This is a genomic window from Halomicrobium urmianum (assembly GCF_020217425.1).
Classification (GTDB): domain Archaea; phylum Halobacteriota; class Halobacteria; order Halobacteriales; family Haloarculaceae; genus Halomicrobium; species Halomicrobium urmianum.
Genome location: NZ_CP084090.1, coordinates 1,988,390 through 2,010,722, shown reverse-complemented (window position 1 = coordinate 2,010,722; position 22,333 = coordinate 1,988,390). Strand labels below are relative to the sequence as shown.

Annotated in this window: 19 protein-coding genes, 2 tRNA genes and 1 pseudogene; 9 read left to right on the top strand and 13 right to left on the bottom strand. The window is 69.2% G+C overall.

The genetic code is table 11. The features are described from left to right. The first annotated feature begins 61 nt into the window (after window positions 1-61). The gene (locus LCY71_RS09960) at window positions 62-880 is read left to right on the top strand and encodes an aldo/keto reductase (RefSeq protein ID WP_225332997.1); all 819 of its coding nucleotides are present in this window, start codon (window positions 62-64) and stop codon (window positions 878-880) included. Window positions 881-953: 73 nt separating this feature from the next. On the opposite strand, the gene LCY71_RS09955 is transcribed toward LCY71_RS09960, so the two are convergent. Next, the gene (locus LCY71_RS09955; RefSeq protein ID WP_225332996.1) at window positions 954-1,568 is read right to left on the bottom strand and encodes a 30S ribosomal protein S7; all 615 of its coding nucleotides are present in this window, start codon (window positions 1,566-1,568) and stop codon (window positions 954-956) included. A 2-nt stretch (window positions 1,569-1,570) separates the two neighbouring features. Further along, window positions 1,571-1,999 (bottom strand): 30S ribosomal protein S12, encoded by a 429-nt coding sequence (locus LCY71_RS09950; RefSeq protein WP_225332995.1) that lies wholly within the window; start codon window positions 1,997-1,999, stop codon window positions 1,571-1,573. A gap of 155 nt (window positions 2,000-2,154) precedes the next feature. Here LCY71_RS09950 and LCY71_RS09945 point away from each other — a divergent pair, with 155 nt between their 5' ends. Further along, complete coding sequence (locus LCY71_RS09945) at window positions 2,155-4,575, top strand: methyl-accepting chemotaxis protein (RefSeq protein WP_225332994.1); 2,421 nt, start codon at window positions 2,155-2,157, stop codon at window positions 4,573-4,575. A 63-nt stretch (window positions 4,576-4,638) separates the two neighbouring features. Here LCY71_RS09945 and LCY71_RS09940 read toward each other — a convergent pair whose 3' ends face one another. Genes LCY71_RS09940 through LCY71_RS09915 form a run of 6 tightly spaced genes read right to left on the bottom strand, consistent with a single transcriptional unit; the run spans window position 4,639 to window position 12,817 of the window. After that, entirely contained in the window at window positions 4,639-5,064 is a 426-nt protein-coding gene (locus tag LCY71_RS09940; RefSeq protein ID WP_225332993.1) for a NusA-like transcription termination signal-binding factor, read from the bottom strand. 7 nt (window positions 5,065-5,071) lie between these two features. Continuing rightward, window positions 5,072-6,259, bottom strand: a complete 1,188-nt coding sequence (gene rpoA2, locus LCY71_RS09935) for a DNA-directed RNA polymerase subunit A'' (RefSeq protein ID WP_225332992.1) — start codon at window positions 6,257-6,259, stop codon at window positions 5,072-5,074. Further along, window positions 6,259-9,174 carry a DNA-directed RNA polymerase subunit A' gene (locus LCY71_RS09930; RefSeq protein ID WP_225332991.1) on the bottom strand — a complete coding sequence of 972 codons (2,916 nt, stop codon included), beginning with the start codon at window positions 9,172-9,174 and terminating at the stop codon, window positions 6,259-6,261. Before LCY71_RS09930 ends, rpoA2 begins: the two co-directional genes overlap by 1 nt. Beyond that, window positions 9,175-11,025: a DNA-directed RNA polymerase subunit B gene (rpoB, locus tag LCY71_RS09925; protein ID WP_225332990.1), complete on the bottom strand. Its 1,851-nt coding sequence runs from the start codon at window positions 11,023-11,025 to the stop codon at window positions 9,175-9,177. It lies immediately after the preceding gene. A 2-nt stretch (window positions 11,026-11,027) separates the two neighbouring features. Beyond that, entirely contained in the window at window positions 11,028-12,590 is a 1,563-nt protein-coding gene (locus LCY71_RS09920) for a DNA-directed RNA polymerase subunit B'' (protein WP_225332989.1), read from the bottom strand. Then, window positions 12,590-12,817, bottom strand: a complete 228-nt coding sequence (locus LCY71_RS09915; protein WP_225332988.1) for a DNA-directed RNA polymerase subunit H — start codon at window positions 12,815-12,817, stop codon at window positions 12,590-12,592. The genes LCY71_RS09920 and LCY71_RS09915 overlap by 1 nt, the downstream gene beginning before the upstream one ends. A gap of 415 nt (window positions 12,818-13,232) precedes the next feature. On the opposite strand from LCY71_RS09915, the gene LCY71_RS09910 reads away from it, so the two are divergent. From LCY71_RS09910 to LCY71_RS09890, 5 genes are all read left to right on the top strand, one after another. After that, window positions 13,233-14,987, top strand: a complete 1,755-nt coding sequence (locus LCY71_RS09910; RefSeq protein ID WP_225332987.1) for an ABC transporter substrate-binding protein — start codon at window positions 13,233-13,235, stop codon at window positions 14,985-14,987. A 254-nt stretch (window positions 14,988-15,241) separates the two neighbouring features. Beyond that, a tRNA-Asp gene (locus tag LCY71_RS09905) sits at window positions 15,242-15,314 on the top strand. Between the two features lie 41 nt (window positions 15,315-15,355). Then, window positions 15,356-15,428 (top strand) — tRNA-Asp (locus LCY71_RS09900). 162 nt (window positions 15,429-15,590) lie between these two features. Further along, window positions 15,591-16,241, top strand: coding sequence for a hypothetical protein (locus LCY71_RS09895; protein WP_225332986.1), 651 nt, complete (start codon window positions 15,591-15,593; stop codon window positions 16,239-16,241). A gap of 81 nt (window positions 16,242-16,322) precedes the next feature. Then, a complete protein-coding gene (locus LCY71_RS09890; protein WP_225332985.1) occupies window positions 16,323-16,628 on the top strand; it encodes a helix-turn-helix domain-containing protein in 306 nt (101 codons plus the stop codon). 81 nt (window positions 16,629-16,709) lie between these two features. Here LCY71_RS09890 and LCY71_RS09885 read toward each other — a convergent pair whose 3' ends face one another. The 4 genes from LCY71_RS09885 to LCY71_RS09870 all read right to left on the bottom strand — a co-directional run bounded on the left by LCY71_RS09885 (window position 16,710) and on the right by LCY71_RS09870 (window position 19,678). Continuing rightward, window positions 16,710-17,813: an aminotransferase class V-fold PLP-dependent enzyme gene (locus LCY71_RS09885; RefSeq protein ID WP_225332984.1), complete on the bottom strand. Its 1,104-nt coding sequence runs from the start codon at window positions 17,811-17,813 to the stop codon at window positions 16,710-16,712. A gap of 30 nt (window positions 17,814-17,843) precedes the next feature. Continuing rightward, window positions 17,844-18,203 (bottom strand): fluoride efflux transporter FluC, encoded by a 360-nt coding sequence (locus tag LCY71_RS09880; RefSeq protein WP_225332983.1) that lies wholly within the window; start codon window positions 18,201-18,203, stop codon window positions 17,844-17,846. Beyond that, a complete protein-coding gene (locus tag LCY71_RS09875; protein WP_225332982.1) occupies window positions 18,200-18,577 on the bottom strand; it encodes a fluoride efflux transporter FluC in 378 nt (125 codons plus the stop codon). Before LCY71_RS09875 ends, LCY71_RS09880 begins: the two co-directional genes overlap by 4 nt. Before the next feature lie 63 nt (window positions 18,578-18,640). Further along, window positions 18,641-19,678 carry an ATP-binding protein gene (locus LCY71_RS09870; protein WP_225332981.1) on the bottom strand — a complete coding sequence of 346 codons (1,038 nt, stop codon included), beginning with the start codon at window positions 19,676-19,678 and terminating at the stop codon, window positions 18,641-18,643. A 75-nt stretch (window positions 19,679-19,753) separates the two neighbouring features. Between LCY71_RS09870 and LCY71_RS09865 the strand changes: the two are divergent. Together LCY71_RS09865 and LCY71_RS09860 are read left to right on the top strand one after the other, a co-directional pair. Further along, window positions 19,754-20,196, top strand: a pseudogene (locus LCY71_RS09865) (DUF7382 domain-containing protein). A 104-nt stretch (window positions 20,197-20,300) separates the two neighbouring features. Continuing rightward, window positions 20,301-21,479, top strand: a complete 1,179-nt coding sequence (locus LCY71_RS09860; RefSeq protein ID WP_225332979.1) for a tubulin/FtsZ family protein — start codon at window positions 20,301-20,303, stop codon at window positions 21,477-21,479. Window positions 21,480-21,525: 46 nt separating this feature from the next. Here LCY71_RS09860 and LCY71_RS09855 read toward each other — a convergent pair whose 3' ends face one another. Next, window positions 21,526-22,263, bottom strand: a complete 738-nt coding sequence (locus tag LCY71_RS09855; RefSeq protein ID WP_225332978.1) for a protein-L-isoaspartate O-methyltransferase family protein — start codon at window positions 22,261-22,263, stop codon at window positions 21,526-21,528. Window positions 22,264-22,333 lie beyond the last annotated feature (70 nt).

Genomic DNA, 22,333 nt, shown 5'->3' with positions numbered 1-22,333 from the left:
GGTAGTAAGAGTGACGGAACGGAGGACGGCTGTTTTAGTTACCGTCGGCCGTCGTGGGACTATGGAGTACGTGCGGGTCCGGGACGCCGAGGTCCCCGCGATCGGACTCGGGACGTGGCAACTCACCGGAGAGCAGTGTTACGAGGCGGTGTCGACCGCGCTGGACCTCGGCTACCGGCACGTCGACACGGCACAGCTGTACGAGAACGAGCGCGAGGTGGGATCGGCGATCGCCGACGCCGACGTGGACCGCGAGGACGTCTTCCTGACGACGAAGGTCCATCCGGGCAACGCCCGCTACGACGACGTGATCGAGTCCACACGGGAGAGCCTCGAACGGCTTGACACCGGCTACGTCGACCTCCTCCTGCTGCACTGGCCTGCCCCACTCGTCTCGTTCCGGGGGACGGCGCGGGCGATGGCCGAACTGCGCGACGAGGGGCTGATCCGGCACGCCGGCGTGAGCAACTTCCGGCGCTGGCGCCTGAAGCGCGCCCGCGAGAAATCGCCGATCCCGCTGTTGGCCGATCAGGTGCGACTCTACCCCCACTACCCGCACCGGACGCTCCGGGAGTACTGCCGGTCGGCGGAGATGCTGGTGACCGCCTACAGCCCGCTGGCTCACGGCGGCCTCGTCGACGACGGCCTGCTGGGCCGGATCGGCGAGCGCTACGGCAAGACGCCCGCCCAGGTCGCACTGCGGTGGATCACCCAGCTGGACGGTGTCACCGCGATTCCCAGGTCGACGAGCCGCGAGCACCTCGCACAGAACCTCGCCGTGTTCGACTTCGAACTGACCGACGCCGAGATGGAGCGGATCGCGCGGCCGTCGCTGCTCAGGTCGGCCGGGCTCTTCCTGCGCAACGAGATGGGGCTCTGACGGACGGTCAGGGCGAGACGCACGGACCCGAAGCTACGGGCGAGAAGAAGACGGGGAGAGATCGCAGAACGGCTTACCGAGCGGCCGCCGCGACGCGTTCCTTCTCTTCCTTCTGGTTGACGGCGTAGGTGCCGACGTCGTTGTTGGCTGCGCCCATGAGCTGCTGGGCGAGCGCATCCTCGGCGTCGGTGGTCGTCTTGAAGGAGTCGCCGTAGACGCCCTCGGCGAGGAACTTCAGGGCCTGGTCGACGCGGCGCTGGGGCGAGACGTCGACGGCCTTCGGGACGGAGATGCCACCGTACTTCAGGCGGACGGTCTCCTCGCGCGGCGCGGAGTTCTCGACGGCGGTGACGAGTACCTGCACCGGGTTCTCCTCCGTGCGCTCGTGGATGATCTCGAAGGCGTCCTGAACCAGCGTGGTCGCCAGCTGCTTCTTGCCCGTGTTCTCCTCGGTCTGCATCAGGCGGTTGATGAGCCGCTCGACGATGGAGATCTGGGACTTCTTGAACTGCTTGTCCGTGTGGCGCCCCATCGTGTGGGCGATGGGCGTGACCGTGATGTAGCGCTCGGTCGAGGGGTCCTGGAACTCGATGTCCGTGACGTCCCACTCGCCGAAGAGCTGGGCCGAAGTGGTTTCCTCGTCGGAGCCCGCGGGGGCGTCCGGCTCGGGAGAGTCTTCTGCCGACATGATTATCGCACCGGCTTCTCGGCGTTCCCGCGGACGAGTTCGATCAGCGACACGCCGTTGACCTTCTCGACCTTGTAGTTGACGCCCGAGAGGTCGCCCATCGCGCGGCCCTTCGCCCCGCCGATGCCGGCGATGGTGACCTCGTCGTGCTCGTCGATGAACGAGATGGCGCCGTCACCGGGACAGAACGCGGTGACCTGCTTCCCGTTCTTGATGAGCTGGACCCGGACGCACTTCCGGATCGCGGAGTTGGGCTGCTTCGCTTCGATGCCGACCTTCTCGAGCACGATACCCCGACCCTGGGGCGCGCCCTCGAGCGGGTCCGAAGCCTTGCCCAGGCCCCGCTCCCGGCGCGCGTAGTCGGAGTCGGACCACCGGTGGTTCTGGCGGTCCTTCTTGAGTTTGCGTGCGGCGTACTTGCCGTTCGCCATAGTAGGCCGTGGTACCCGGCCGAGCTACTTAAGGCTCCTCTTTCTGTTCGCTCCACGTCACGCGTCCACAGACCCGCGACGCCGCTATCAGGGCTGATACTCCGCGGGCAGCCTTTAAGCCGGGTCGCGGGGCTCCTCCGAACACTGACCGGCGCATGTCCCTCGAATCCGCGCTCCCCGACGTCGTCCGGAAGAGCTACCTCAGGAAGTTCGCACTGGTCGTCCTCGTGGTGACCGTCGCCGTGACCGCCCTCGGACTGTACACACAGGAGCGGGTCGGCGCGGAGCTGACCGACCAGCGAGACGCCCAGCTGGAGACCAGCGTCCAGCAGGAGGCCGCGGGGATGGCCACCTGGGCGCAGCGCCAGCGGGAGGCGACCCGCCTGCTCTCGAACCACGCGGTCGTCAGGTCCGGCGAGCAGAGCAGAATCGGCGAGTTGCTCGACCAGGAGGGAGACCGACTGCCGGCGTACGTCCAGGCGATCCACTACGTGGACTTCGAGCGGCAGAAGGTCGAGCAGAGCTCCGGGGTGTCGATGATGGGGCTCACGATGGACAAGCTCGGGGCCGAGTGGGAGCGCGGCGCGCTGACGTTCGAGAGCGACGGGGACGTGGCGACCTCCGACACGTACCGGCATCTCGCCGTCAACCGACAGGCGTTCGCCAGCCCCGTCCCCGACCGCGAGACGGGCGTCATGCTCGTGGTGAACACGACGGCCGTCGCGGGGGACTTCCGCAACGCGATCGAGGGCGGTGACACCCGCGTCGTCGACCGCGAGGGGCGGGTCCTGTTCGCTCCCAACGAGTCTCGGGAACTGACGGTCGACCCGCAGGGCGAGCGCGCCGTCGCGGCCCTGAACGAGAGCGGCGACCCCGGCGTCGTCCGGGCCAACGGATCGCTGCTCGCCTACGCGCCCGTCGCGGGCACCGACTGGGTCGTCGTCAAGTCCGTACCCACCGCGGCCGCCTACAGCCTGCGAGACGAGGTCCAGACCAACGTCGTCGCGCTCGTTGCCGTCGCCCTGGGCGGACTGGCCGTCATCGGCGTCGTCGTGGGACGGGACGTGAAGGGGTCGCTGGGTACGCTCTCCAGTCGCGCTCGCGCGCTGGCCGCCGGCGACCTCGACACGGAGATGGCAGCCAGCGACCGCATCGACGAGGTCGGCGAGGTCCAGGCGGCGGTCCGCGAGACGCAGGTGTACCTCCAGACAGTCGCCGCGCAGGCCGAGGCGCTGGCCGCCCGGGAGTTCGACGACGACGCCCTCGACGAGGACGTCCCCGGGGCCCTCGGCGAGTCTCTCGACCGGATGCACCGGGACCTCGAGGGGTTCGTCGACGACATCGAGCAGGCCCGGGCCGAGTCCGAGCAGGCCCGCGAGGAGGCCGAGCGTCTGGCCAGCGACCTCGAACGACAGGCAGAGCAGTTCAGTGCAACCATGGCGCGGGCCGCCGACGGAGACCTGACGCAGCGGCTCGACGACGGCGTCGACAGCGACGCCATGCGCGAGATCGCCCGCGCCTGCAACGAGATGCTGGCCGAACTGGAGCGGACCGTCGACCGCATCGACGACTTCGCCCGGGAGGTCGACGGCGCCAGCGAGACCATCGCCGCCAGCGCCCGCGAGGTCGAGACCGCCAGCGAGGAGGTCAGCGACACGGTCCAGGCCATCGCCGCCGACGCCGAGCGCCAGGACGAGACCGTCCAGGAGGCCGCCGACGAGATGACCGACCTCTCGGCGACCATCGAGGAGGTGGCCTCCTCAGCCGACGCGGTGGCCGGCACCTCGCAGGCCGCCGCCGAGGCCGGCGCCGAGGGGCGGACGACGGCCGCCCGGACGGTCGAGGAGATGGACGCCGTCGAGGCGACCGCCGGGGCCACCGCCGAGCAGATCGAGGCCCTCGACGCCGAGATGGACCGCATCGGGGAGGTCGTCGAGTTCATCGAGGACGTCGCCGAGCAGACGAACGTGCTGGCGCTGAACGCCTCGATCGAGGCCGCCCGCGCCGGCGAGGCGGGCGAGGGCTTCGCCGTCGTCGCCGACGAGATCAAGTCGCTGGCCCGGGAGACGACCGAGGCCACCGGCGAGATCGGCGACCTGATCGCCGAGGTCCAGGACGCCACCGGCGAGGCCGTGGCCGACGTGCGCGAGATGAGCGACCGCGTGGCCGACGGTGTCGACGGCGTCGAGGCGACCGTCGAGAATCTGGCGGAGATCGTCGAACGCGTCGAGGACGCCGACGACGGCGTCCAGTCGATCAGCGACGCCACCGACGACCAGGCCGCCTCCACCGAGGAGGTCGTCGCCATGGTCGACGAGGTCGGCGACGTCAGTTCCCAGACGGCCGAGCGGGCCGAGAGCGCCGCCGCCGCGGCCGAGGAACAGACCGCCGCCATCACGGAGGTCACGCGCAACATCGACTCGCTGTCCGACCGGGCCAGTGACCTCCGGGCGCTGACCGAGCACTTCGAGACGAGCGCGGACGCCGACGGCGAGGACCGCGGGCCGGTCGAGGGCGGCGACGACCGGCCCGCCGTCGCCGACGGCAGCGGGGCGAGCGACGCGGGCGGCGACTGATCGTGAGCGCAGTTTCCGTGGCAGTCGCTCGGGAGCTGTGAGAGAGCGAAAAGCGAGCGCCGCTCAGGGCAGTTCGATCCCGTCGACGCCGAAGTGCCGCTTCGCGAGCGTGCGCGCGGCCTCGATGTTCTTGCCGCCCTCGCCGATGGCGACGCCGCGGTCGGCCTGCGCGACCTCGACGTAGGCGACCGTGTCGCCGTTCTCGGAGATCGTCACGTTGTACACCGCGGCCGGGGACAGCGCGTTCGCGACGAAGTCGGCGGCCGTCTCCGCGTCCTCGACGAGCCGAATCTCGCGGTCGAGGCGGTCCTCGACGCGCCGGACGGCCTCGCCGCCCGGACCGATCGCGTCGGGCATGTCGCCCGCGGCCACGAGGTAGACCAGCCGATCGTGCTCGTCGTCGACGACGCAGTCCCGGACCGCAGCGCCCGTCTCGTCTTCGAACAGGGCGACCAGCCGGCGTGCCTCGTCCGAGAGGGCGACCTCCATCGGACCGTCAGTCCTGGCTGGCGCCCATCCGGAGGTCGACGTCGCCGGTGCCGAGCTTGATCGGCTTGCCGACGATGACGTTCTCGGTGACGCCGTTGAGGTCGTCGATCTCGCCGTGGATGGCGGCGTCGAGCAGGTGGTTGACCGTGACCTCGAACGCGGCGCGGGCCAGCACGGACTCCTTGTTGCCGGAGATGCCGTGGCGGCCGATCGACTCGATCTCGCCGCGGTTGGTCATGATGTCCGCGACCAGCATCAGGTGGCGGATGTTCACGTCGTCGAGCCCCTGCTCCTCGAGGGTGTGCATCGTCTCGTTGATCAGGGTCTCGCGGGCCGCCTCGATGCCGAGGTTGCGGTGGATCTCGTGGATGTTGTTACACGTGGTCCGGGAGGCGTCGACGCCCTCGATGTCGAGCACGTCGCCGAAGGCCGACCCCTCGGTGTAGAGGACGAACTCCTCGCCCTGGTCGGTCTCCTCCTTGCGGATGACGACCCGATCGATGTCGTCGATCCCCTTGAAGACGATCTCACGGAGGTCCTCGACCAGCTGGAGCAGGTCCCGGTAGGACGGCTCCTCGGGGCCGAACTCGATGTTCGTGCCGACCTGCCGGGCCTCGACGCCCAGCTTCGACTCGATGGTGGCGGCGATCTCCTCGGCGACGACCTCGACGTCGTTCTCGGTGGGCCACCGCTCCATCAGCGTCTGCTCGTTGAGGTCGATCTGGACGAGCATGTCGGCCACGTTCGTCGAGATGTCACCCAGCGCGAGGATGCGCGTGGCCTCGATCTTCCAGACGACCTCGTGGGCCCGCTCGCGGTCGACTGCGAACTCGTCCTCGAGGTGGACGGTCATCATCGGCGTGTCCGGCGTCTTCCGGGCGTCCACCAGCTCGATGAGCCGGGGGAGCCCCTGGGTCACGTCGATCTCGGCGACCCCGGCGTAGTGGAACGTGTTCATCGTCATCTGGGTGCCGGGCTCCCCGATCGACTGCGCCGAGACCGTCCCGACCGGGTCGAGCGGGTCGACCCGGGTATCGAGGTACCGCGACTCGACGGCCTGGGCGATCTCGTCGGCTTCCTCGACGGTCGCGTCGCGCTCGGCCACCGCGCTGTACACCTGGTCTTTGAGGCGCCGCGGAAGCTCGGTGTCCTCCACGACGGCCTCGACGTCGGCTGATACGTCTGCTCGGCTCATCAGTCGTCACCCTCCGCCATCCACCAGTCGTCGGCGTGTTCGGAGAGGTTGGTCGGCTCGGTCCGTTCGCCCAGGAACTGTGCCTTGTCCTCCTCGGAGTCGAACTCCGACTCCATCACGCGGTCGGCGATCTGTTCGACGTCGACGCCGTCCTCCTCGCTGGAGGAGACCCGCACCGGCGAGGTGCCGTCCTCGCCGAACTCGAACTGGACGATGTTGTCCGAGGTGTCCCTGACGGTACCGTCGTACTGGGTCTCCAGCTCGGACAGCGCATTGATCAGCCGGCGCTGCAGGTACCCGGACTTGGAGGTCCGGACCGCCGTGTCGACCAGGCCCTCGCGGCCGCCCATCGCGTGGAAGAAGAACTCCTTCGGGCCGAGCCCGCCCCGGTAGGAGGCCTCCACGAAGCCGTGGGCGTCCGCGGAGAGGTCGTCCTGCTCGAAGTGGCTCAGGGTGCGGTCCTCGTACCCGCGGTTGATCCGCTCGCCGCGGACCGCCTGCTGGCCGACGCAGCCGGCCATCTGGGTCAGGTTCAGCATCGAGCCACGCGCGCCGGACTCGGCCATCACGACGGCCGGGTTGTCGTCGTCGAAGTGCTCTTCGGCGATGTCACCGGCGGAGTCGCGGGCCTTGCCCAGCGTCTGCATGATCTTCATCTCCAGCGTCTCGTCGACGGTCCGACCGGGCAGGCTCTCGAGCTCGCCCCGCTCGTAGGTCTCGATGAGCTCCTCGACGCGCTCGTAGGCGTTCTCGATGGCCTCCTGGATCTGGGCCTCGGCCTCCTGCGGGACGGACTCGTCGTCGATCCCGATGGAGAACCCGAAGTGCATGATCGAGCGCATCGCCAGCGAGGCGACCTCGTTGACGAGAATGCGGGCCCGGGTCTTGGAGTAGCGCTTCGCGACGGTGTCGACGATTTCGCCGCCGAAGCCGCCGACCGCGCTGTCGTCGATGGTGCCCTCGACCAGCTGGCCGTCCTCGATGACGACCTCGTCGCCGGTTTCGCTGGTGAACTCGAGGTCCAGGTCGTCGGGCAGCAGCTCCGAGAAGAGCGCCCGACCGGTCCAGTAGGGACGGTCGTCCTCCTCGCCGGAGGGCTCCGGGAGCTCGTCGATCCGGGTCGCCCGCAGCAGGTCGAGCGCCTGCGTCTCGTTGAAGTGCGGGTTCGTGTGGGTCAGCAGGTGGGTGCCCGAGATGTGGTCCTGAATGGCGCCGATGATGTTCTCGCCGAACCGCGGGCTGAGCATCTGCTCCTGGACGCGCATCAGGACGCGGGCCTCGGCACGGGCCTCCTCGTTCTGGAGGGCGTGCATGTTCATCTCGTCGCCGTCGAAGTCGGCGTTGTACGGCGGGCAGACGACCGTGTTCAGCCGGAAGGTCTTGTACGGCATCACCACGACCTCGTGGGCCATGATGGACATCCGGTGCAGCGACGGCTGCCGGTTGAAGATCACGATGTCGCCGTCGATCAGGTGCCGGGAGACCTCCCAGCCGGGTTCGACCTTCTCAGCCAGCTCCTCGCAGTTCTTCTCGGTGACCTTCAGGCGCCGGCCGTCGGGGCGCTTGACGTAGTTGGCGCCGGGGTGCTCCTCGGGGCCGTTGGAGACGTAGCGACGAGCGTCGTCGAGGTTGCGCTCGTTGACGTTCATCGTCTGAGTCATCTCCGTGGCCACGCGGTCCGGGACGCCGACCTCGTTCAGCGAGAGGGTCGGGTCCGGCGAGATGACGGTCCGCGCCGAGAAGTTGACGCGCTTGCCCGAGAGCGAGCCCCGGAAGCGGCCCTCCTTGCCCTTCAGGCGCTGGGAGAGGGTCTTCAGCGGCCGGCCGGAGCGGTGTCGCGCCGGCGGCGTACCGCTGATCTCGTTGTCCATGAAGGTGGTGACGTGGTACTGCAGCAGCTCCCAGAGGTCCTCGATGATCAGCTGGGGCGCACCGGCCTCGCGGTTCTCCATGAACCGCTGGTTGATCCGGATGATGTCAACCAGCTTGTGGGTGAGGTCGTCCTCGGAGCGCTGGCCGTTGTCGAGCGTGATGGACGGCCGAGCGGTCACCGGCGGCACGGGGAGGACGGTGAGGATCATCCACTCGGGCCGGGAGCGCTCGGGGTTGATGCCGAGCACCTCAATGTCCCCGTCCGGGATGTCCTCGAACCAGTCGCGGATGTCCGAGGGCATCAGCTTGTTCTCGTCCTCCTCGGTCAGGTCGACGTCCAGCGCCGACTCGATGGCCCGGCGGTCCTCCTCGCGCGGGCGGAACTCGCCCGAGATAATCTCCTGGACCCGCGAGGGGGCGATGCCCGTCTCGTCTGCCAGCTCCTGGGGCGTGGTGCGCTCGCGACCTTGCTCCTCGTCGGGCTCCATGGCCGCGACGATGCGCTGGGAGTACTCCGAGGACAGCACGTCCTGGACCTCGTAGTAGGTTGTCGGCTTCTCGTGTTTGATGTCGTACTGGGGCTCGCCGCAGAACGGGCAGGCGTCCTTCTTGCGGGCCTGCCGGATGGCGGCCTTGGTGACGTCGTTGAGGTCCTGGCCCAGTTCGCGGGTCCGGTCGAGGCGGTCGAGGAACTCCTCGCGCTCGCGCTCGTCGAGGACGAGCCGCGAGCAGTTCCGACAGGTGCCCCGCAGCAGCCGGCGGATGAGCTTCGAGAAGCCCACGTGGATGACCGGCGCGGCGAGTTCGATGTGGCCGAAGTGGCCGTTACAGGAGCCGGAGTGCTTGCCGCAGGTCTTGCACTCCAGGCCCGGGTCGATCACGCCCAGACGCGGGTCCATCAGCCCCATGTCGATGGGGAATCCGTCGTCGTCGTAGGTGTCGGCCGTGATGACCTTCGTGGCACTCATCTCTCGATACTCCTCGGGGTCCATCAGCCCGAAGCTGATCTGACCGATCTCCTTGGGTGATCCTTGCGCGCTCATTTATACAGCGTCCTCCAGTTCGATCCGGGGCGCGATGCCGAGCGCCTTCATCTCGTCCAGCAGGAGCTTGAAGGCGTAGGACATCTCGACCTCGTGGATCTCGGTCTCCTCCTCGCAGTTCGGACAGTAGATCCGCCGTTGCTCGACGTTCTCGACGGCGGTCATGCCGCACTCCCCGCAGACGTTGATCCACTCGCGGTCGGACTCGTCGAGCAGGCGCTCCTTCAGCGCCATCGCGGCGCCGTGGCCGATCAGGACGTCGCGCTCCATCTCGCCCACGCGCAGGCCGCCCTCGCGGGCGCGGCCCTCGGTGGGCTGGCGGGTCAGCACCTGCACCGGGCCACGGGAGCGGGCGTGGAGCTTGTTCGAGACCATGTGGTAGAGCTTCTGGTAGAAGATGGTCCCGACGAAGATCTCCGCCTCGATCTTCTCGCCCGTGACGCCGGAGTACATGACCTCCTTGCCCGAGGACTTGAACCCGCGGCCCTCCAGCGCGCCGCGGAGTTCCTCCTCGTCCTCGCCCGTGAAGGCGGTGCCGTCGACGCGGCGGCCCTCAAGCGAGCCGACCTTGCCGCCGAGCATCTCCAGAACGTGGCCGACGGTCATCCGCGACGGCAGGGCGTGGGGGTTGAGGATGAGGTCCGGGACGACGCCCTCCTCGGTGAAGGGCATGTCCTCCTGGGGCGCGATGTGGCCCACGACGCCCTTCTGACCGTGGCGTGACGCGAACTTGTCACCGAGCTCCGGGATCCGCTCGTCGCGCACGGAGACCTTCGAGAGCTTGGAGCCGTCCTCGCCCTCCATCAGCGTGACCGTGTCGACCACGCCGGACTCGCCCGAGCGCATCGTGACCGACGTCTCGCGGCGCTTCTGGGGCGAGAGGCCGCCCATGTCGTCGGGCTCCTCGAGGAACCGGGGCGGCGAGGTCTTGCCCAGCAGGACGGCGTTCTCGTCGACCTCCGTCTCGGGGTTGACGAGGCCGTCCTCGTCGAGGTGGGTGTAGGCCTCCTCGCCGCGGGCGCCCCGCACTTCGTCGTCGGGGATCTCGAAGCGGTCCTCCTGACCGCCCGGGTACCGGCGCTCCTCGCCCTCGTAGGTCCGGAAGAAGTGCGAGCGGGCGAGCGCGCGGTCGACCGAGCCTTGGTTCATGACGAGGGCGTCCTCGATGTTGAACCCCTCGTAGGACATGACTGCGACGACGAAGTTCTGGGCCGCCGGTCGGTCGTCGTAGCCGATCTGCTCGGTCGTCTGGGTCTTGACCAGCGACAGCTGCGGGTAGTGCAGCAGGTGCTGGCGCGTGTCCGGGCGGATCCGGTAGTTCGCCGCCGGGAGCCCGAGCGACTGCTTCATCATCCCCGCGCCCATCGTAATCCGGGGCGAGGCGTTGTGCTCGGGGTAGGGGATCATCCCCGCGCCGATGCCGAACATCAGCTGCGGGTCCAGTTCGAGGTGGGTGTAGGCCTCGGGGTCGGCGCCGTCGGAGCCCGGTTCGAGGTCGCCCTCGTCGACCGCGACGAGGATGTCCTCCTCCTCTTCGGCGTCGATGAACTCGACGACGCCGCGCTCGACGAGCTCCTCGAAGCCGAGTTCGCCGGCCTTGAGCTGTTCGACCTCCTCCTCGCTGATCAGCGGGTCGCCGTTCTCGACGACCAGCAGCGGTCGCCGGGCGCGGCCGGCGTCGGCGTTGACGATGACCTCGTCCGTGCGGTCCCGCACGGAGACGTTGACCATCTCCGAGACGTCGCCCCGTCGGCGCGCCTGTCGGATCTGTTCTGCGAGCTGTTCCGGGTCGGGATGGGTCCCGACCAGACTACCGTTGACGTATACCTTGGCGTCTCGTCCCTGACTCATGCTTAGTCGTCCGCCGGCTGTTCGATCCGGTCGATTCCGGGGATCCCCTGGACCCCCATGTCCGCGAGTTCCTGCTTCAGTTCCTGGTCGTCCTCGACGTTCTGGGACAGCTCCATCGCCTGCGCGAAGTTCTTGACGAGGCCGCAGTTGGGGCCCTCCGGGGTCTCGGAGGGACAGATGCGCCCCCACTGGGTGGCATGGAGGTCGCGGGCCTCGAAGTGGGGCTGGCTGCGCGACAGCGGCGAGCGCAGCCGGCGAAGGTGCGACAGGACGCCCATGTAGTCGGTGCGGTCGACCAGCTGGGAGACGCCCGAGCGGCCGCCGACCCAGTTGCCGGTCGCCAGCGGATGCTCCAGGCGCTCGGTCAGCACGTCCGACCGGACCACCGTCGACACGGAGAGCTGCCGGTTACGCATGTTGGCGCGTTCGAGCTGGTACTTCACGTCGCGGGCCAGCTTGTTCAGCGCCGTCCGGAAGAGGTCGCGCATCAGGTCGCCGCTGACCTTCAGGCGCTTGTTGGCGTAGTGGTCCTTGTCGTCGGCCTCGCGGCGGCCCAGCGCGAGCTCGAAGCAGGCCTCGGCCATCCGGCAGAGGTAGTAGGCCTTGTTGATCCGGACGTCCTCCTCGTCGACGCCCTCCTCGTGGAGGTGCGGGAGGAGGTACCGGTCGATGACGTAGTTGGCCCGCTTGAGCTGGTAGTTCTTGCCCTGGCCGGAGGCCACGCGCTGGCCGAGCGTCTCGATGGCCTCCTCGGTGGTCTGGACGTCGGCGGCCTCCAGGTTCTCCAGCATGAACTTCACGATCTCCGGGTCCTCGGAGACGCGGTGGACGATCTCCTCGTCCGACTCGAGCCCGAGGGCGCGGACGAGCGTCACGAAGTTGACCGAGCCCGAGACCGACGGGAAGGAGACCTCGAGGATGCCGTCCCGCGTCCGCTCGCACAGCACCAGCGCGCGGTAGCCACGGCGCTGGGAGAAGGTCTTCGCGACCTGCACCTCGTCGCCGTACTTGGTGTCGTACTCCGCGAGGATCTTGTTCGGCGCGAGGTCCTCGCTGGTCATCAGGACCCGCTCGGAGCCGTTGACGACGAAGTAGCCGCCGGGGTCGGCGGGGTCCTCGCCGATGTCGATCAGCTCCTCGTCGGAGAACCCGGCGATGTTGCACTTGTCCGAGCCGACCATGACCGGCATGCGGCCGATCTTCGTCTCGGTCTGGTCGACGACGCGCTCCTCCTCCTCCTCGCCGCCCTTGACGATCGCCATCTCCATGAAGACGGGCGCGGCGTAGGTGATGTTCCGGAGGCGGGCCTCCTGGGGATAGAGCAGCTCCTCGCTGCCGTCGGCTTCCCGGACGCGCGGGGTGACGACGCGGACGTCGCCCAGTTCGACGAAGACGGGCTCCTCGCCCTCCTTGTCTCCGATGTCCGTGTCGATCGTCTCCTTCTCGTCGACGACCTCCTGCATGCCCCGGTCCAGGAAGGCGTTGAACGAGCGGAAGTGGTGCTCCGCGAGCCGTTCCCGGGAGAAGTACTCCCGCGAGATTGCGCGGCGGTCGTTGGTGTCCATCAGGATACCACCAGTCGGTACACGGTTGCCTGGTCGGCCGTCCGGGAGTCCCGGGTGACCTCGATCACGTCGCCGACCGACGCGTCGTCCGGCAGCGCCGGGTCGGTGCGTTTGATCTTCGGCAGATCGGTTTTCTTGATGTTGTACTCCTCGAGGACGTCCTCGACAGCGTCCTGATCGAGGACGCTGTGGTCGGGGACGAGTTCGTGGTTACTTACGTCTACCATGTGTGTGCGTGTGCGTGTGGCCGGCTGCTGGAGAAGGTGGCTGTCACGAGATACTACAGGGTCATACAGTGCTGGCGCACTTAACCCTTACCAAGTAAGTCTGCCGTGGCTATCCGACCCCCGCCGGCCGGTGCGGCTTGGCCGTATATACGAATAACTCACTCAAAGGCGTTTGGGTGCCGGCCACCGCTCGTCGGCGCCCAGACTCGCAACGCGTTCCGGCGGCCGCGCGACCTCGAGTCCGGAACCGATTCCGCTCGCAATGCGAGTCGAAATTCTGCTGAGATCACATAGGATCGTACGCCGGTTCGAGCTCCCTTAATATGTCGCCGCCCGACGTTTGTCACAGTACTACAGCACTAGTATTATACACCTCACAGTATTTATTAACTATTATCGAGATTGCCGCCACGCAATGGCAGCCGACGACGGAAACGACAGGTACAACGACGTGGTCAGTCGACGGAGAATGCTCTCCGTCGCAGGGGCGTCCGGTATCGCTGCGCTCGCCGGGTGCAACGGCGGCGGCGACGGCGAATCTAGCGGATCCGGGGGGACCGAGACGTCCGAGAGCTCCGAGACGTCGGGCGGCGGCACCACCGTCCACGACGCCACGTACAACGACGCGTACACGGGCAACCCGGCAGACCTGCACTTCAACACCTCGGGGACGCAGAACTACGCCTGGCCGGCCGGGCGGGCGGTGTTCGCGCCGTTCCTGAAGTACTCGTTCACCGACGACGAGTTCCTGCTGGGCGCGCTCGAAGACCTCGAAATCGACGGGGAGGAGGTCACGCTGACGTTCCGCGAGGACCTGACGTGGGACGACGGCGACGACTGGACCACCGAGGACCTCGACGTGCAACTGCAGCTGGCCGAGAAGACCGGTACCTCGCTGTGGGGGTACGTCGACGACTACGAGATCGTCGACGAGAAGACCGCACGCCTCCAGCTCTCCGGGGCGACGAACCCGCGGATCATCCAGTTCGAGCTGACGAACTTCTTCGTCGACACGAAGAAAGAGACCCACGAGGAGTTCCTCGACGCAGACGAGGCCGAGTTCCTCCAGTGGGCGTGGGAGGACCCGGTCGCCAGCGGCATGTGGTCGTTCGTCAGCAAGGACCAGCAGGCCTTCGAGTTCGAGCGCAACCCTGAGTTCTACAACGCCGACAACGTCAACTTCCAGACGCATCTCATCGAGAACACCGGTGGCGGCTCGGCCCAGCATCAGGCGCTCATGGCCGGCGACCACGTCGACGGCGCGGTGAGCTCGTTCACGCCGCCGGAGATCGCCGAGCAGTTCCCGGACCACGTCGTCGAGGTCAACATCCCGGCCAAGTGGGGCTACGGGGTCGTGTTCAACCACGACGATCCGCACTTCGGCCAGCGCGAGGTCCGCCAGGCCGTCGCCCACGCCATCAACCGCCAGGCGCTGGTCGACAACGCCGGCCCGCGGACGAAGTTCACCGCGCCGATTCCCTGTGGGATCGCCCCGCAGGACCAGGAGAGCTGGCTCGGCGACTGGTTCGGCGACTTCGAGACCTACAGTCCCGAATCGGAAGACACCGAGACGGCCGCCCAGCTGATGGAGGAGGCCGGCTACTCCAGGGACAACGGCAACTGGGTCGACGAGGGCGGCGACACGGTCGGCGGGGACTACTACTCGCCCGCCGGCTGGAACGACTGGACGACCATGAGCGAGACGGTCGTCAGCCAGCTCAACGACTTCGGTTTCGACTTCTCCATCAACACGCTGCCGAGCAACGACTGGTTCAGCAGCTACTCCGAGAGCAACTTCTCGATGGGGTCGTTCTACTGGCTGCCGGGCGGGTCGCGCTCGGCGTTCCCGTACTTCCCGCTGTACTACCAGCTGTGGGCCACCGACATCGGCGGCGGCCACAACTACCGCGAGAAGGCCGACTCCGAACAGAGCATCCCCGGCCGCGACGGCGGCGAGATGACGCTCAACCCGCTGCAGACCACCGAGAACATCGCCAAGCAGCCCACCGACGAGGAGTCGCGCCAGTACGTCCAGCAGGCCGCTTGGCACAACCACATCGAACTGCCCTTCCTGGGACTGGTCTCGAAGTTCGAGCAGTCCTGGACAACTGACGACGAGTGGACGGTGGCCGAAGAGGGCACCACCAACCGGAAAGTCAAGTGGCCCTAGTTCTGGTGGGTCCACGAGGGCGACCTGCAGTACGAGGGCTGAACAGCGGCGACAACCGACCCAGAGCTTCCGGTTGCCGTTCGTAGGTGATCAGTCGGCCCCACGCCGACGGACTCTCTTTCTCACTCCGCGTCGACCAGACGGGACCGCCGTCTGCCCGGAGAGAGGCACGACACCGCCACACAATGGCGGTCCGTTTGGAAAGCCTTAATAAGAATACCCGGATACGAAGAAGTGCAGCGAAGTGCCAGCGTGCCCGGGTGGTGTAGTGGCCCATCATACGACCCTGTCACGGTCGTGACGCGGGTTCAAATCCCGCCTCGGGCGCTTCTACTAACGCTGTGACGAACGCTGCGACGCACCCGAATGCCCGGGTGGTGTAGTGGCCCATCATACGACCCTGTCACGGTCGTGACGCGGGTTCAAATCCCGCCTCGGGCGCTTCTCCGATTTCAACACCGTGAGCGACCGCCGTCGGCGTGTCGCGAACAGTCCCGAAATCGGTGTGCGGCCTCCGGGATCTAATCCCCGAAAGCGTGACCCGCGGCCGAGTGTCACCCCATCCTTGCAAACTGTTTAGTGGGGTCGCTCGAATCCACGTCCATGGACGACGTGGACGGCGAGGAGATGCCGCGAGTCATCGTCGAGGCGTTCCTGGAGCGGGAGCGGGGGACGCGAGCGCTGCTCGACGAGCTCGAGAAGCTGTCCATCGAGGGCCGCACCGAGGAGCTGTACGACCGGATCCGGAACCTCGCGGAACACGACGAGGCGGTCTTCTACACCGTCGCCTTCAGCCTCGCGGACTCGTCGCAGTTCTTCGGCGACGTGGAGGCGCAGCTGGACGTCACCGCGGCCGACCGGCTGCGTGACCTCGCGGAGACGTACCCGTCGCTGGCCGAGCCGTTCACCGTCGTGCGGACGGAGCTGTCCGAGGACCGCCGGAATCCGGTGACCGACGTCGAGTACAGCGTCTCCTACCACCGCGGCGTGGAGTCGCCGATGGTGACCTACCGACCCCTCTCGGGCGACCGCGAGCTGTTCGAGTCGCGGGGGACCCCCGCCGAGGTGCTGCACGCGGCGACCGATCTGGCCGCCGCCACGACGGACGCTCTGGAGGTGGCTCTGGAGAGCGAGTACTCGGTGAACACGGAGGAGCTGAGCGAGCTTATCGACCGGCGCGAGGAACTGGAGTCGGAACTGGCGCGGCTGCGGGACGATCTCGACGAGTTGCGCCGGACGCCCATCGACGAGTGACGGCGCACCGGTGAACGCCGGGCCTCGTACACACACCTGTTGCGTTTATGTGGTGCCGGCGGGAAGCCACGGCCGAGGCCAATGGGACTGGATCGACTCGGCGAACAGGTTGACAAGCAGGCGCGAGACCTGACAGTGCTCGCGGCCGTGCTCGAACACGGGCCGATGGGAATCGCCCGGCTCTCCGAGGAGACGGACGTGCCGGAGCACAAGGTCCGCTACTCCCTGCGGATGCTGGAGGACGACGAGCTGGTGGAACCGACGCCGGAGGGCGCCGTTCCGGTCGACGATATCGCGGAGCGCATCGAGGCGATCAACGAGGGGATGGACCACCTCGCGGACCGCGTCGAGGGGCTGAAAGGCATTTTCGAGACCGACGCCGAATGACGGCGAGCGGGGGCAGTAGGGCGGAAGCGACGTGGGGATGAGGGCGGGGCGAGGCTGGCTGCCGACGGACAGCGACGCCGATCAGTCGAGGCCGTCGAGCAGTCGGTCGACGTCCGCCGCCGTGTTGAACGCGTGGACTGACGCCCGGACGGCGTCGGGTCCGGGTAGCGATCGCACGACGACGCCGTTCTCGCCGAGTCGCTGTACCGTCGCCTCGGGGTCCTCGGCGGCGAAGGTCACTAGCCCCGACTCGTACTCGCGCGGGCTGTAGATCTCCCTGTCGAGACCGTCCTTCAGCCGGTCGGTGAGCCGCTCGACGCGGGACTGGATCGCGTCGTACCCCACCACCTCGACGGTCTCGACCGCCTCGGCGAGCGCGACGTAGGGCACCGGCGACGTGGTGCCGACCTCGAACCGGCGGGCGCCGGCGACGTACTCGTAGCCCTCGCCGGCGGGGTCCTCGACGCCGCGGTAGCCGATCCGCTGGAGGTCCAGGTCCGTGAGTGCCGCCGGGTCAACGTACAGGAACCCGCCGCCCCAGAGGCCTAGCAGCCACTTGTGGCCGGCACCGGCGACGAAGTCGGCGCCCCACTCGCTGACGTCCACCGGGTGCTGACCGGGTGACTGGACGGCGTCGACGAGCACTCGCGCGCCGGCGTCGTGTGCGACCTCGACGACCTCGCTGACGGGCAGGCGCGTCCCGTGGGTCCAGGTGAGCGAACTCAGGACGACCAGCCGGGCGTCCGCGACGGCGTCTTTCAGCGCGTCCACGTCGAGTCGCCCGCCCTCGGTCTCTAGAACACGGACGTCGACGTCGCACCGGTCGGCCAGCCGCTCCCAGGGGAGGATGCCGGCGGGGTGCTCCAGGTCGGTGCGGACGATCACGTCGCCGGGCTGCCAGTCGATTGCGCCCGCCACGAGGTTGACGCCGTCGGCCGTGCTGCGGGTGAACGCGACGTCCTCGGGCGCCGCGCCGATGTGGCCGGCGACCACCTCGCGAGCGGCGTCGATAGCGTCCCAGGCCATCGGATAGGGACCCTCGACGGGTCCCTCGAACGCGTGCCGTTCCAGGAAGTCGGTCGCGGCGTCGACGACGCGCCGGGGCGTCGGCCCGCTCGCGCCCGTGTTGAAGTACGTGCACCGCTCCAGCGCCGGGATGTCGGCGCGCAACTCGTCGGGGTCCATGTGGGCACGTGGGGCCGCTCCGGGCTTCAATCACGGGGCGACGGCGCCGAGCGCGACGCCGACGGCGCCGCCCAGGGCGACCGCGACCAGCGCGGCGGCGAGCGTACCGACGGCGTTGAGTGCGGCACGCCGCAGGCGGCCGGTCTCCGCGAGCCACACGGTGTCGACGGCGAACGAGGAGAACGTCGTGAAGGCACCGCAGAACCCGGTACCCGCGGCCAGCAGGAGCGACTCGCCGGCCGGTGCCGCCACGAGCGCACCCAGGAGGGAGCTCCCGAGGACGTTCACGGCCAGCGTGTCCCACTGATCTCGCTCGACGGCGGCGGCCACGAGGTGGCGCGCGACCGCGCCAGCGACGCCGCCGAGGCCGACCAGCAGGAGGTCCGTCACGCCGCCCACCTCCCGAGGAAGCCCGCAAGGACGACCGCCAGGAAGCCCAGCGCGTAGTTCGCGGCGACGGTGGCGACCGCCCAGCGCGGCGCGAGCGCGGCCGTCTCGGCGGCGAACGTGCTGTAGGTCGTAAAGGAGGAGAGAAAGCCCGTCCCGAGGAGGAGGCGCGCTCGCCGCGAGACGGCGTCCGTCCGCCGGGCCAGGTCGAGGAGGATCCCGAGCGCGAAGCTCCCCGCGACGTTGACGGCCAGCGTTCCGAGTTCCGGCGTCGGGGCCGCGAGGACGACGGCGTGTCGACTCGTCGCGCCGGCGAAGCCGCCGGCGGCGACCAGCGCGATCCGCCGGGCCCGACCGGTCGGCAGCGACCGTTCCATCGGTGTCGGCGAGGACGCCGACCCACTCGTCGGTTGCGGTCCGCGACCGCCGCGCTGGCCGCCTCAGCCCGGTCGTCCACTGCCGTCGATCAGCGCCGACGCCCGCGGCGAATCGCCGCCGTGGGGCGTCTCCCGCTCGCGTACCCTGATCTCGTGGGCGGACTCCGTCGCGTCGTCGACGACCAGGGCCTCGCCCGTCGCGCTCGGCAGACGCTCGTCGACGGTCCCGGCGACGTAGGCGGGCCGCGCCGCCCGCAGCGCCTCGCGGTCGGCGCGGTCGGTGAGCCGGTGGGAGACCAGCAGGTCGGACTGGGAGACGGCGACGTCGGGGAGCGCCGCCGGCCGCTGGGTGGCGAGGACGGTGCTCACGCCGGGCTGGCGGCCGCGGGTCAGGAGCCGGCGGAGCGCGCCCTCGGCCACGCCGTCGGCTGCGTGGGCCTCGTCCACGAGGAGCCACGGGAGGGCGTCGACGGCGTCTGCGAGGCGGGCCTCGTACAGCAGCGTTGCGACGGCCGCGAGGACGGCGTTGGCGGGCGCGCGGTCCAGCCCGGCGCAGTCCAGCACGACCGGTCCGTCGACGAGCGCGGCCGCGCCGAGGCCGTCGGGGTCGAACGCGCTCCACGCGTCGGCCAGGTGAAGGTGGTTCGCGGCCGCACGGCGCGTCGCCGGCGGTGCGTCCGCGTCGGCTACGTGCTCGCGCATGGCCGCCAGCGTCTCGCGTTCGTCCGCGGCGCGCCACACGAGCGACCCGGGCCCGCTCTCGGGGTCCAGATCCAGCAGCGAACACCAGGCCCGCGGGCCGAGCGATCCTGCGGCGACGCGGGGCTCCACGACCCTCGCGTCGACGGGGTCGGCGGCCAGCGTCCGGAACGCGCCCATCAGGTCGACGACGACGGGGGCGACGCCCGGAGCCGCCGCGAGTTCCTCCGCGAGGACGCCCAGCGTGTGGCTCTTGCCCGACCCTCGCTTGCCGACCACGGCGACGGCGTGGGGCCGGTCCAGGTCAATGGACACGCGCGCTCCCGCGCTCCCGTCCCGGGCCCGGTAGCGACCCAGGTGCCCGCTCGCACCGCGTTCGTCGGTCCGGCCGAGGACGACCATGGCGGGGGTGGGCCCGCCTTCGCCCTTCCAGATGAGGACGTGGGTTTATGCCCGGAGACGGAGCCAGGCGGACCCATGTTCGAGGAGCTCTGGCGTGACGACCGCGCCATCGAGGGACTGCCGATCAGGCTCGTCATCGCGCTCGTCGTGGGCGTGGCCAGTCTGAGCGTCATGATGAACACCATCTCCGGGCTGGACGCGATGAGCGTCACCGAGGTCGACGTCGACCCCGAACCCGAGGTGATCGGGCCGGAGGAGACGGAAGTCGACCTGACCGTGGTCGAACCGGACGGGTCACCGGTGGCCGATGCGACGGTAGTGGTCTCGGGCGGACGGCGACGATGGGCGGGGTGGCGACGGCGAAGACCGACGACGGGGGGACGGCGATGGTGACCGTGGACCCGTCGCTGGGGCCCAATCAGGGAGACGGAGAACTCGAGGTCGACGTCAAGCCGCCGGCGAACGGCGGCTACACCGACCGCCGGGGCAACACGGCGATCCTCGTGGTCCGGGAGTGAAACGGTCCGTGACTGCCCGCAACCGCCGGTAAGGCGAGGCTATTCCCCCGCTCCGGCCCGTAAACGGGTCCATAGTTAATCGATATCGGTGGGACCGTCGCGGTATGCAGATCACCGTCATCGGCGTCGGCAACGCCGGCGGCAAGATCGCCGACCGGCTCGTCGAGTTCGAGTCCGAGACGGGCCGGTCGCTGACGACGTCCGTGCTCGCGGTCAACTCCGCGTCCGTCGACCTGGCCCGGCTCGAACGCATCCCGAAGGACCGGCAGGTCCTGATCGGCCAGACCCACGAGAAGGTCAAGGGCCGCGGCGTCGGCGCGGACCCCGAACTCGGCTCGGCGGTCGCCCGCCGGGACCGGACCGAGATCGAGCGGGCGCTCGACGACGTGCCGATCCACACCACCGACGCCTTCCTCGTGGTCGCCGGCCTCGGCGGCGGGACCGGCAGCGGCGGCGCCGCGGTGATCGCGGAGAGCATCGGCGACACCTACGACGAACCGGTGTACGGGCTGGGCGTGCTCCCCGGTTCAGCGGAGGGCGGTCGCCCGTCGCTGAACGCCGCCCGCGCCCTCCAGTCCTTCGCCGACGCGACGGACAACCTCCTGCTGTTCGACAACGACGCCTGGCACGCCCCCAACGACTCCGTCGAGGCGGGCTACGAGCGGACCAACTGGGAGCTGGCCCGGCGCATCGTGACGCTGCTCGCGGCGGGCGAACTGGACGGTTCGCAGGTCTCCGAGGCGGCCATGGACTCCAGCGACATCCGGCGCACGATGGCCACGGGCGGGCTCAGCACCATCGCCTACGCCGAGACTGAACTGGAACCCGAGACCCGCAAGGACCAGGGACTGCTGGGCCGGTTCAGCACGAACGGCCACGACGGCGAGGACACCGACCTCGCGATGAAGGTCCACGGGCTGGTCCGCCAGGCCGTCCAGTCGCGGCTCACCTGTCCCGCCGAGGTTTCCTCGGCCGAGCGGGCGCTGATCGTCGTCTCCGGGCCGCCGCGGGAGCTCTCCCAGAAGGGGCTGCGCCACGCCCGGCAGTGGATCGAGCAGGAGGCCGGCAGCGTCGAGGTGCTGGCCGGCGACGACCCCCGCGAGGACGCCGACGCGCTGTCGGCCGTCGTGCTGCTCTCGAACGTCACCGACGTCCCGCGCGTCGACGCCCTCCAGGACCAGGCCGTCTCCGCCAAGGGCGACATCGAGCAGCAGGCGAGCTCGCGGGAGGATAAAATCGAGGAGCTGCTGACGGACGACGCGAACGAGCTGGACCCGATCTGATCGCGGTCGGCGGAGACGACGGACGGAACTGCGGGCCGGTTCGGGTTCAGCGGCTGTCCCAGTCGATCCACTCCTGCTCCCACCCGGCCCGGGACTGGGCGGCCCGGCGGGCGCGCTCGCGGTCCTCGCGCTGGGTGCGGTTGCGCTCGGGGGTGTCCGCCTGCTCGCCCTCGACGAGCATCGGCTGGAAGGCGACGCCGCCGAGGCGCTCGGCGACGCCGTCGGGTTCGACGACGGCGAGGCTCTGCTCGCCGGCCCCGAGCGGCATGACCAGCCGGCCGTCCTCGGTCAGCTGGTCGACCAGCGCGGCGGGCGGTTCGATGGCTGCGGCTTCGAGCAGGACGCAGTCGTAGGGGGCGTACTCCGGGAGGCCGTCGGCGCCGTCGCGGCGGTCGACGAGGACGCCCTCGTAGCCGGCCGCCGCGAGGTTCGAGCGCGCGTCCATGACGAGCCGGCGGGTGATGTCGATGGCGTGGACGTTGGCCTCGCCGACGAGCTCGGCGATGACGGCGGCGGTGTAGCCGACGCCGGCGCCGACGACGAGCACGTCGTCGCCCTCCTCGGGGTCCAGCGCCTCGAGGAGGCGGGCGACCGTGCTCGGCGAGAGCACGCGCGTTCCGAGGCGCTCGAAGGGCCGGTCGGAATAGGCCTCCTGGCCGTCGGCGAGGAATGCCTCGCGCGGGACGGTCCGCATGGCGTCCGACAGCCGGGGCGACTGGACGATGCCCTTGCTCTCGTGTTCCAGGCTGTCGACCAGGTCGTCCCGCAGTACCGCGAGGTCCATAGTCGCGATTGGACGGCGAAGTATATGAATCACGTGTCCCGCTGCGGGTCGCCTCTCGGCGTTCGAACTC

Bases quoted from the DNA above. Each gene is read 5' to 3' on its own strand.
- LCY71_RS09960 (WP_225332997.1), top strand. From the start codon at position 62: ATGGAGTACGTGCGGGTCCGGGACGCCGAGGTCCCCGCGATCGGACTC.
- LCY71_RS09955 (WP_225332996.1), bottom strand. From the start codon at position 1,568: ATGTCGGCAGAAGACTCTCCCGAGCCGGACGCCCCCGCGGGCTCCGAC.
- LCY71_RS09950 (WP_225332995.1), bottom strand. From the start codon at position 1,999: ATGGCGAACGGCAAGTACGCCGCACGCAAACTCAAGAAGGACCGCCAG.
- LCY71_RS09945 (WP_225332994.1), top strand. From the start codon at position 2,155: ATGTCCCTCGAATCCGCGCTCCCCGACGTCGTCCGGAAGAGCTACCTC.
- LCY71_RS09940 (WP_225332993.1), bottom strand. From the start codon at position 5,064: ATGGAGGTCGCCCTCTCGGACGAGGCACGCCGGCTGGTCGCCCTGTTC.
- rpoA2 (WP_225332992.1), bottom strand. From the start codon at position 6,259: ATGAGCCGAGCAGACGTATCAGCCGACGTCGAGGCCGTCGTGGAGGAC.
- LCY71_RS09930 (WP_225332991.1), bottom strand. From the start codon at position 9,174: ATGAGCGCGCAAGGATCACCCAAGGAGATCGGTCAGATCAGCTTCGGG.
- rpoB (WP_225332990.1), bottom strand. From the start codon at position 11,025: ATGAGTCAGGGACGAGACGCCAAGGTATACGTCAACGGTAGTCTGGTC.
- LCY71_RS09920 (WP_225332989.1), bottom strand. From the start codon at position 12,590: ATGGACACCAACGACCGCCGCGCAATCTCGCGGGAGTACTTCTCCCGG.
- LCY71_RS09915 (WP_225332988.1), bottom strand. From the start codon at position 12,817: ATGGTAGACGTAAGTAACCACGAACTCGTCCCCGACCACAGCGTCCTC.
- LCY71_RS09910 (WP_225332987.1), top strand. From the start codon at position 13,233: ATGGCAGCCGACGACGGAAACGACAGGTACAACGACGTGGTCAGTCGA.
- LCY71_RS09895 (WP_225332986.1), top strand. From the start codon at position 15,591: ATGGACGACGTGGACGGCGAGGAGATGCCGCGAGTCATCGTCGAGGCG.
- LCY71_RS09890 (WP_225332985.1), top strand. From the start codon at position 16,323: ATGGGACTGGATCGACTCGGCGAACAGGTTGACAAGCAGGCGCGAGAC.
- LCY71_RS09885 (WP_225332984.1), bottom strand. From the start codon at position 17,813: ATGGACCCCGACGAGTTGCGCGCCGACATCCCGGCGCTGGAGCGGTGC.
- LCY71_RS09875 (WP_225332982.1), bottom strand. From the start codon at position 18,577: ATGGAACGGTCGCTGCCGACCGGTCGGGCCCGGCGGATCGCGCTGGTC.
- LCY71_RS09870 (WP_225332981.1), bottom strand. From the start codon at position 19,678: ATGGTCGTCCTCGGCCGGACCGACGAACGCGGTGCGAGCGGGCACCTG.
- LCY71_RS09860 (WP_225332979.1), top strand. From the start codon at position 20,301: ATGCAGATCACCGTCATCGGCGTCGGCAACGCCGGCGGCAAGATCGCC.
- LCY71_RS09855 (WP_225332978.1), bottom strand. From the start codon at position 22,263: ATGGACCTCGCGGTACTGCGGGACGACCTGGTCGACAGCCTGGAACAC.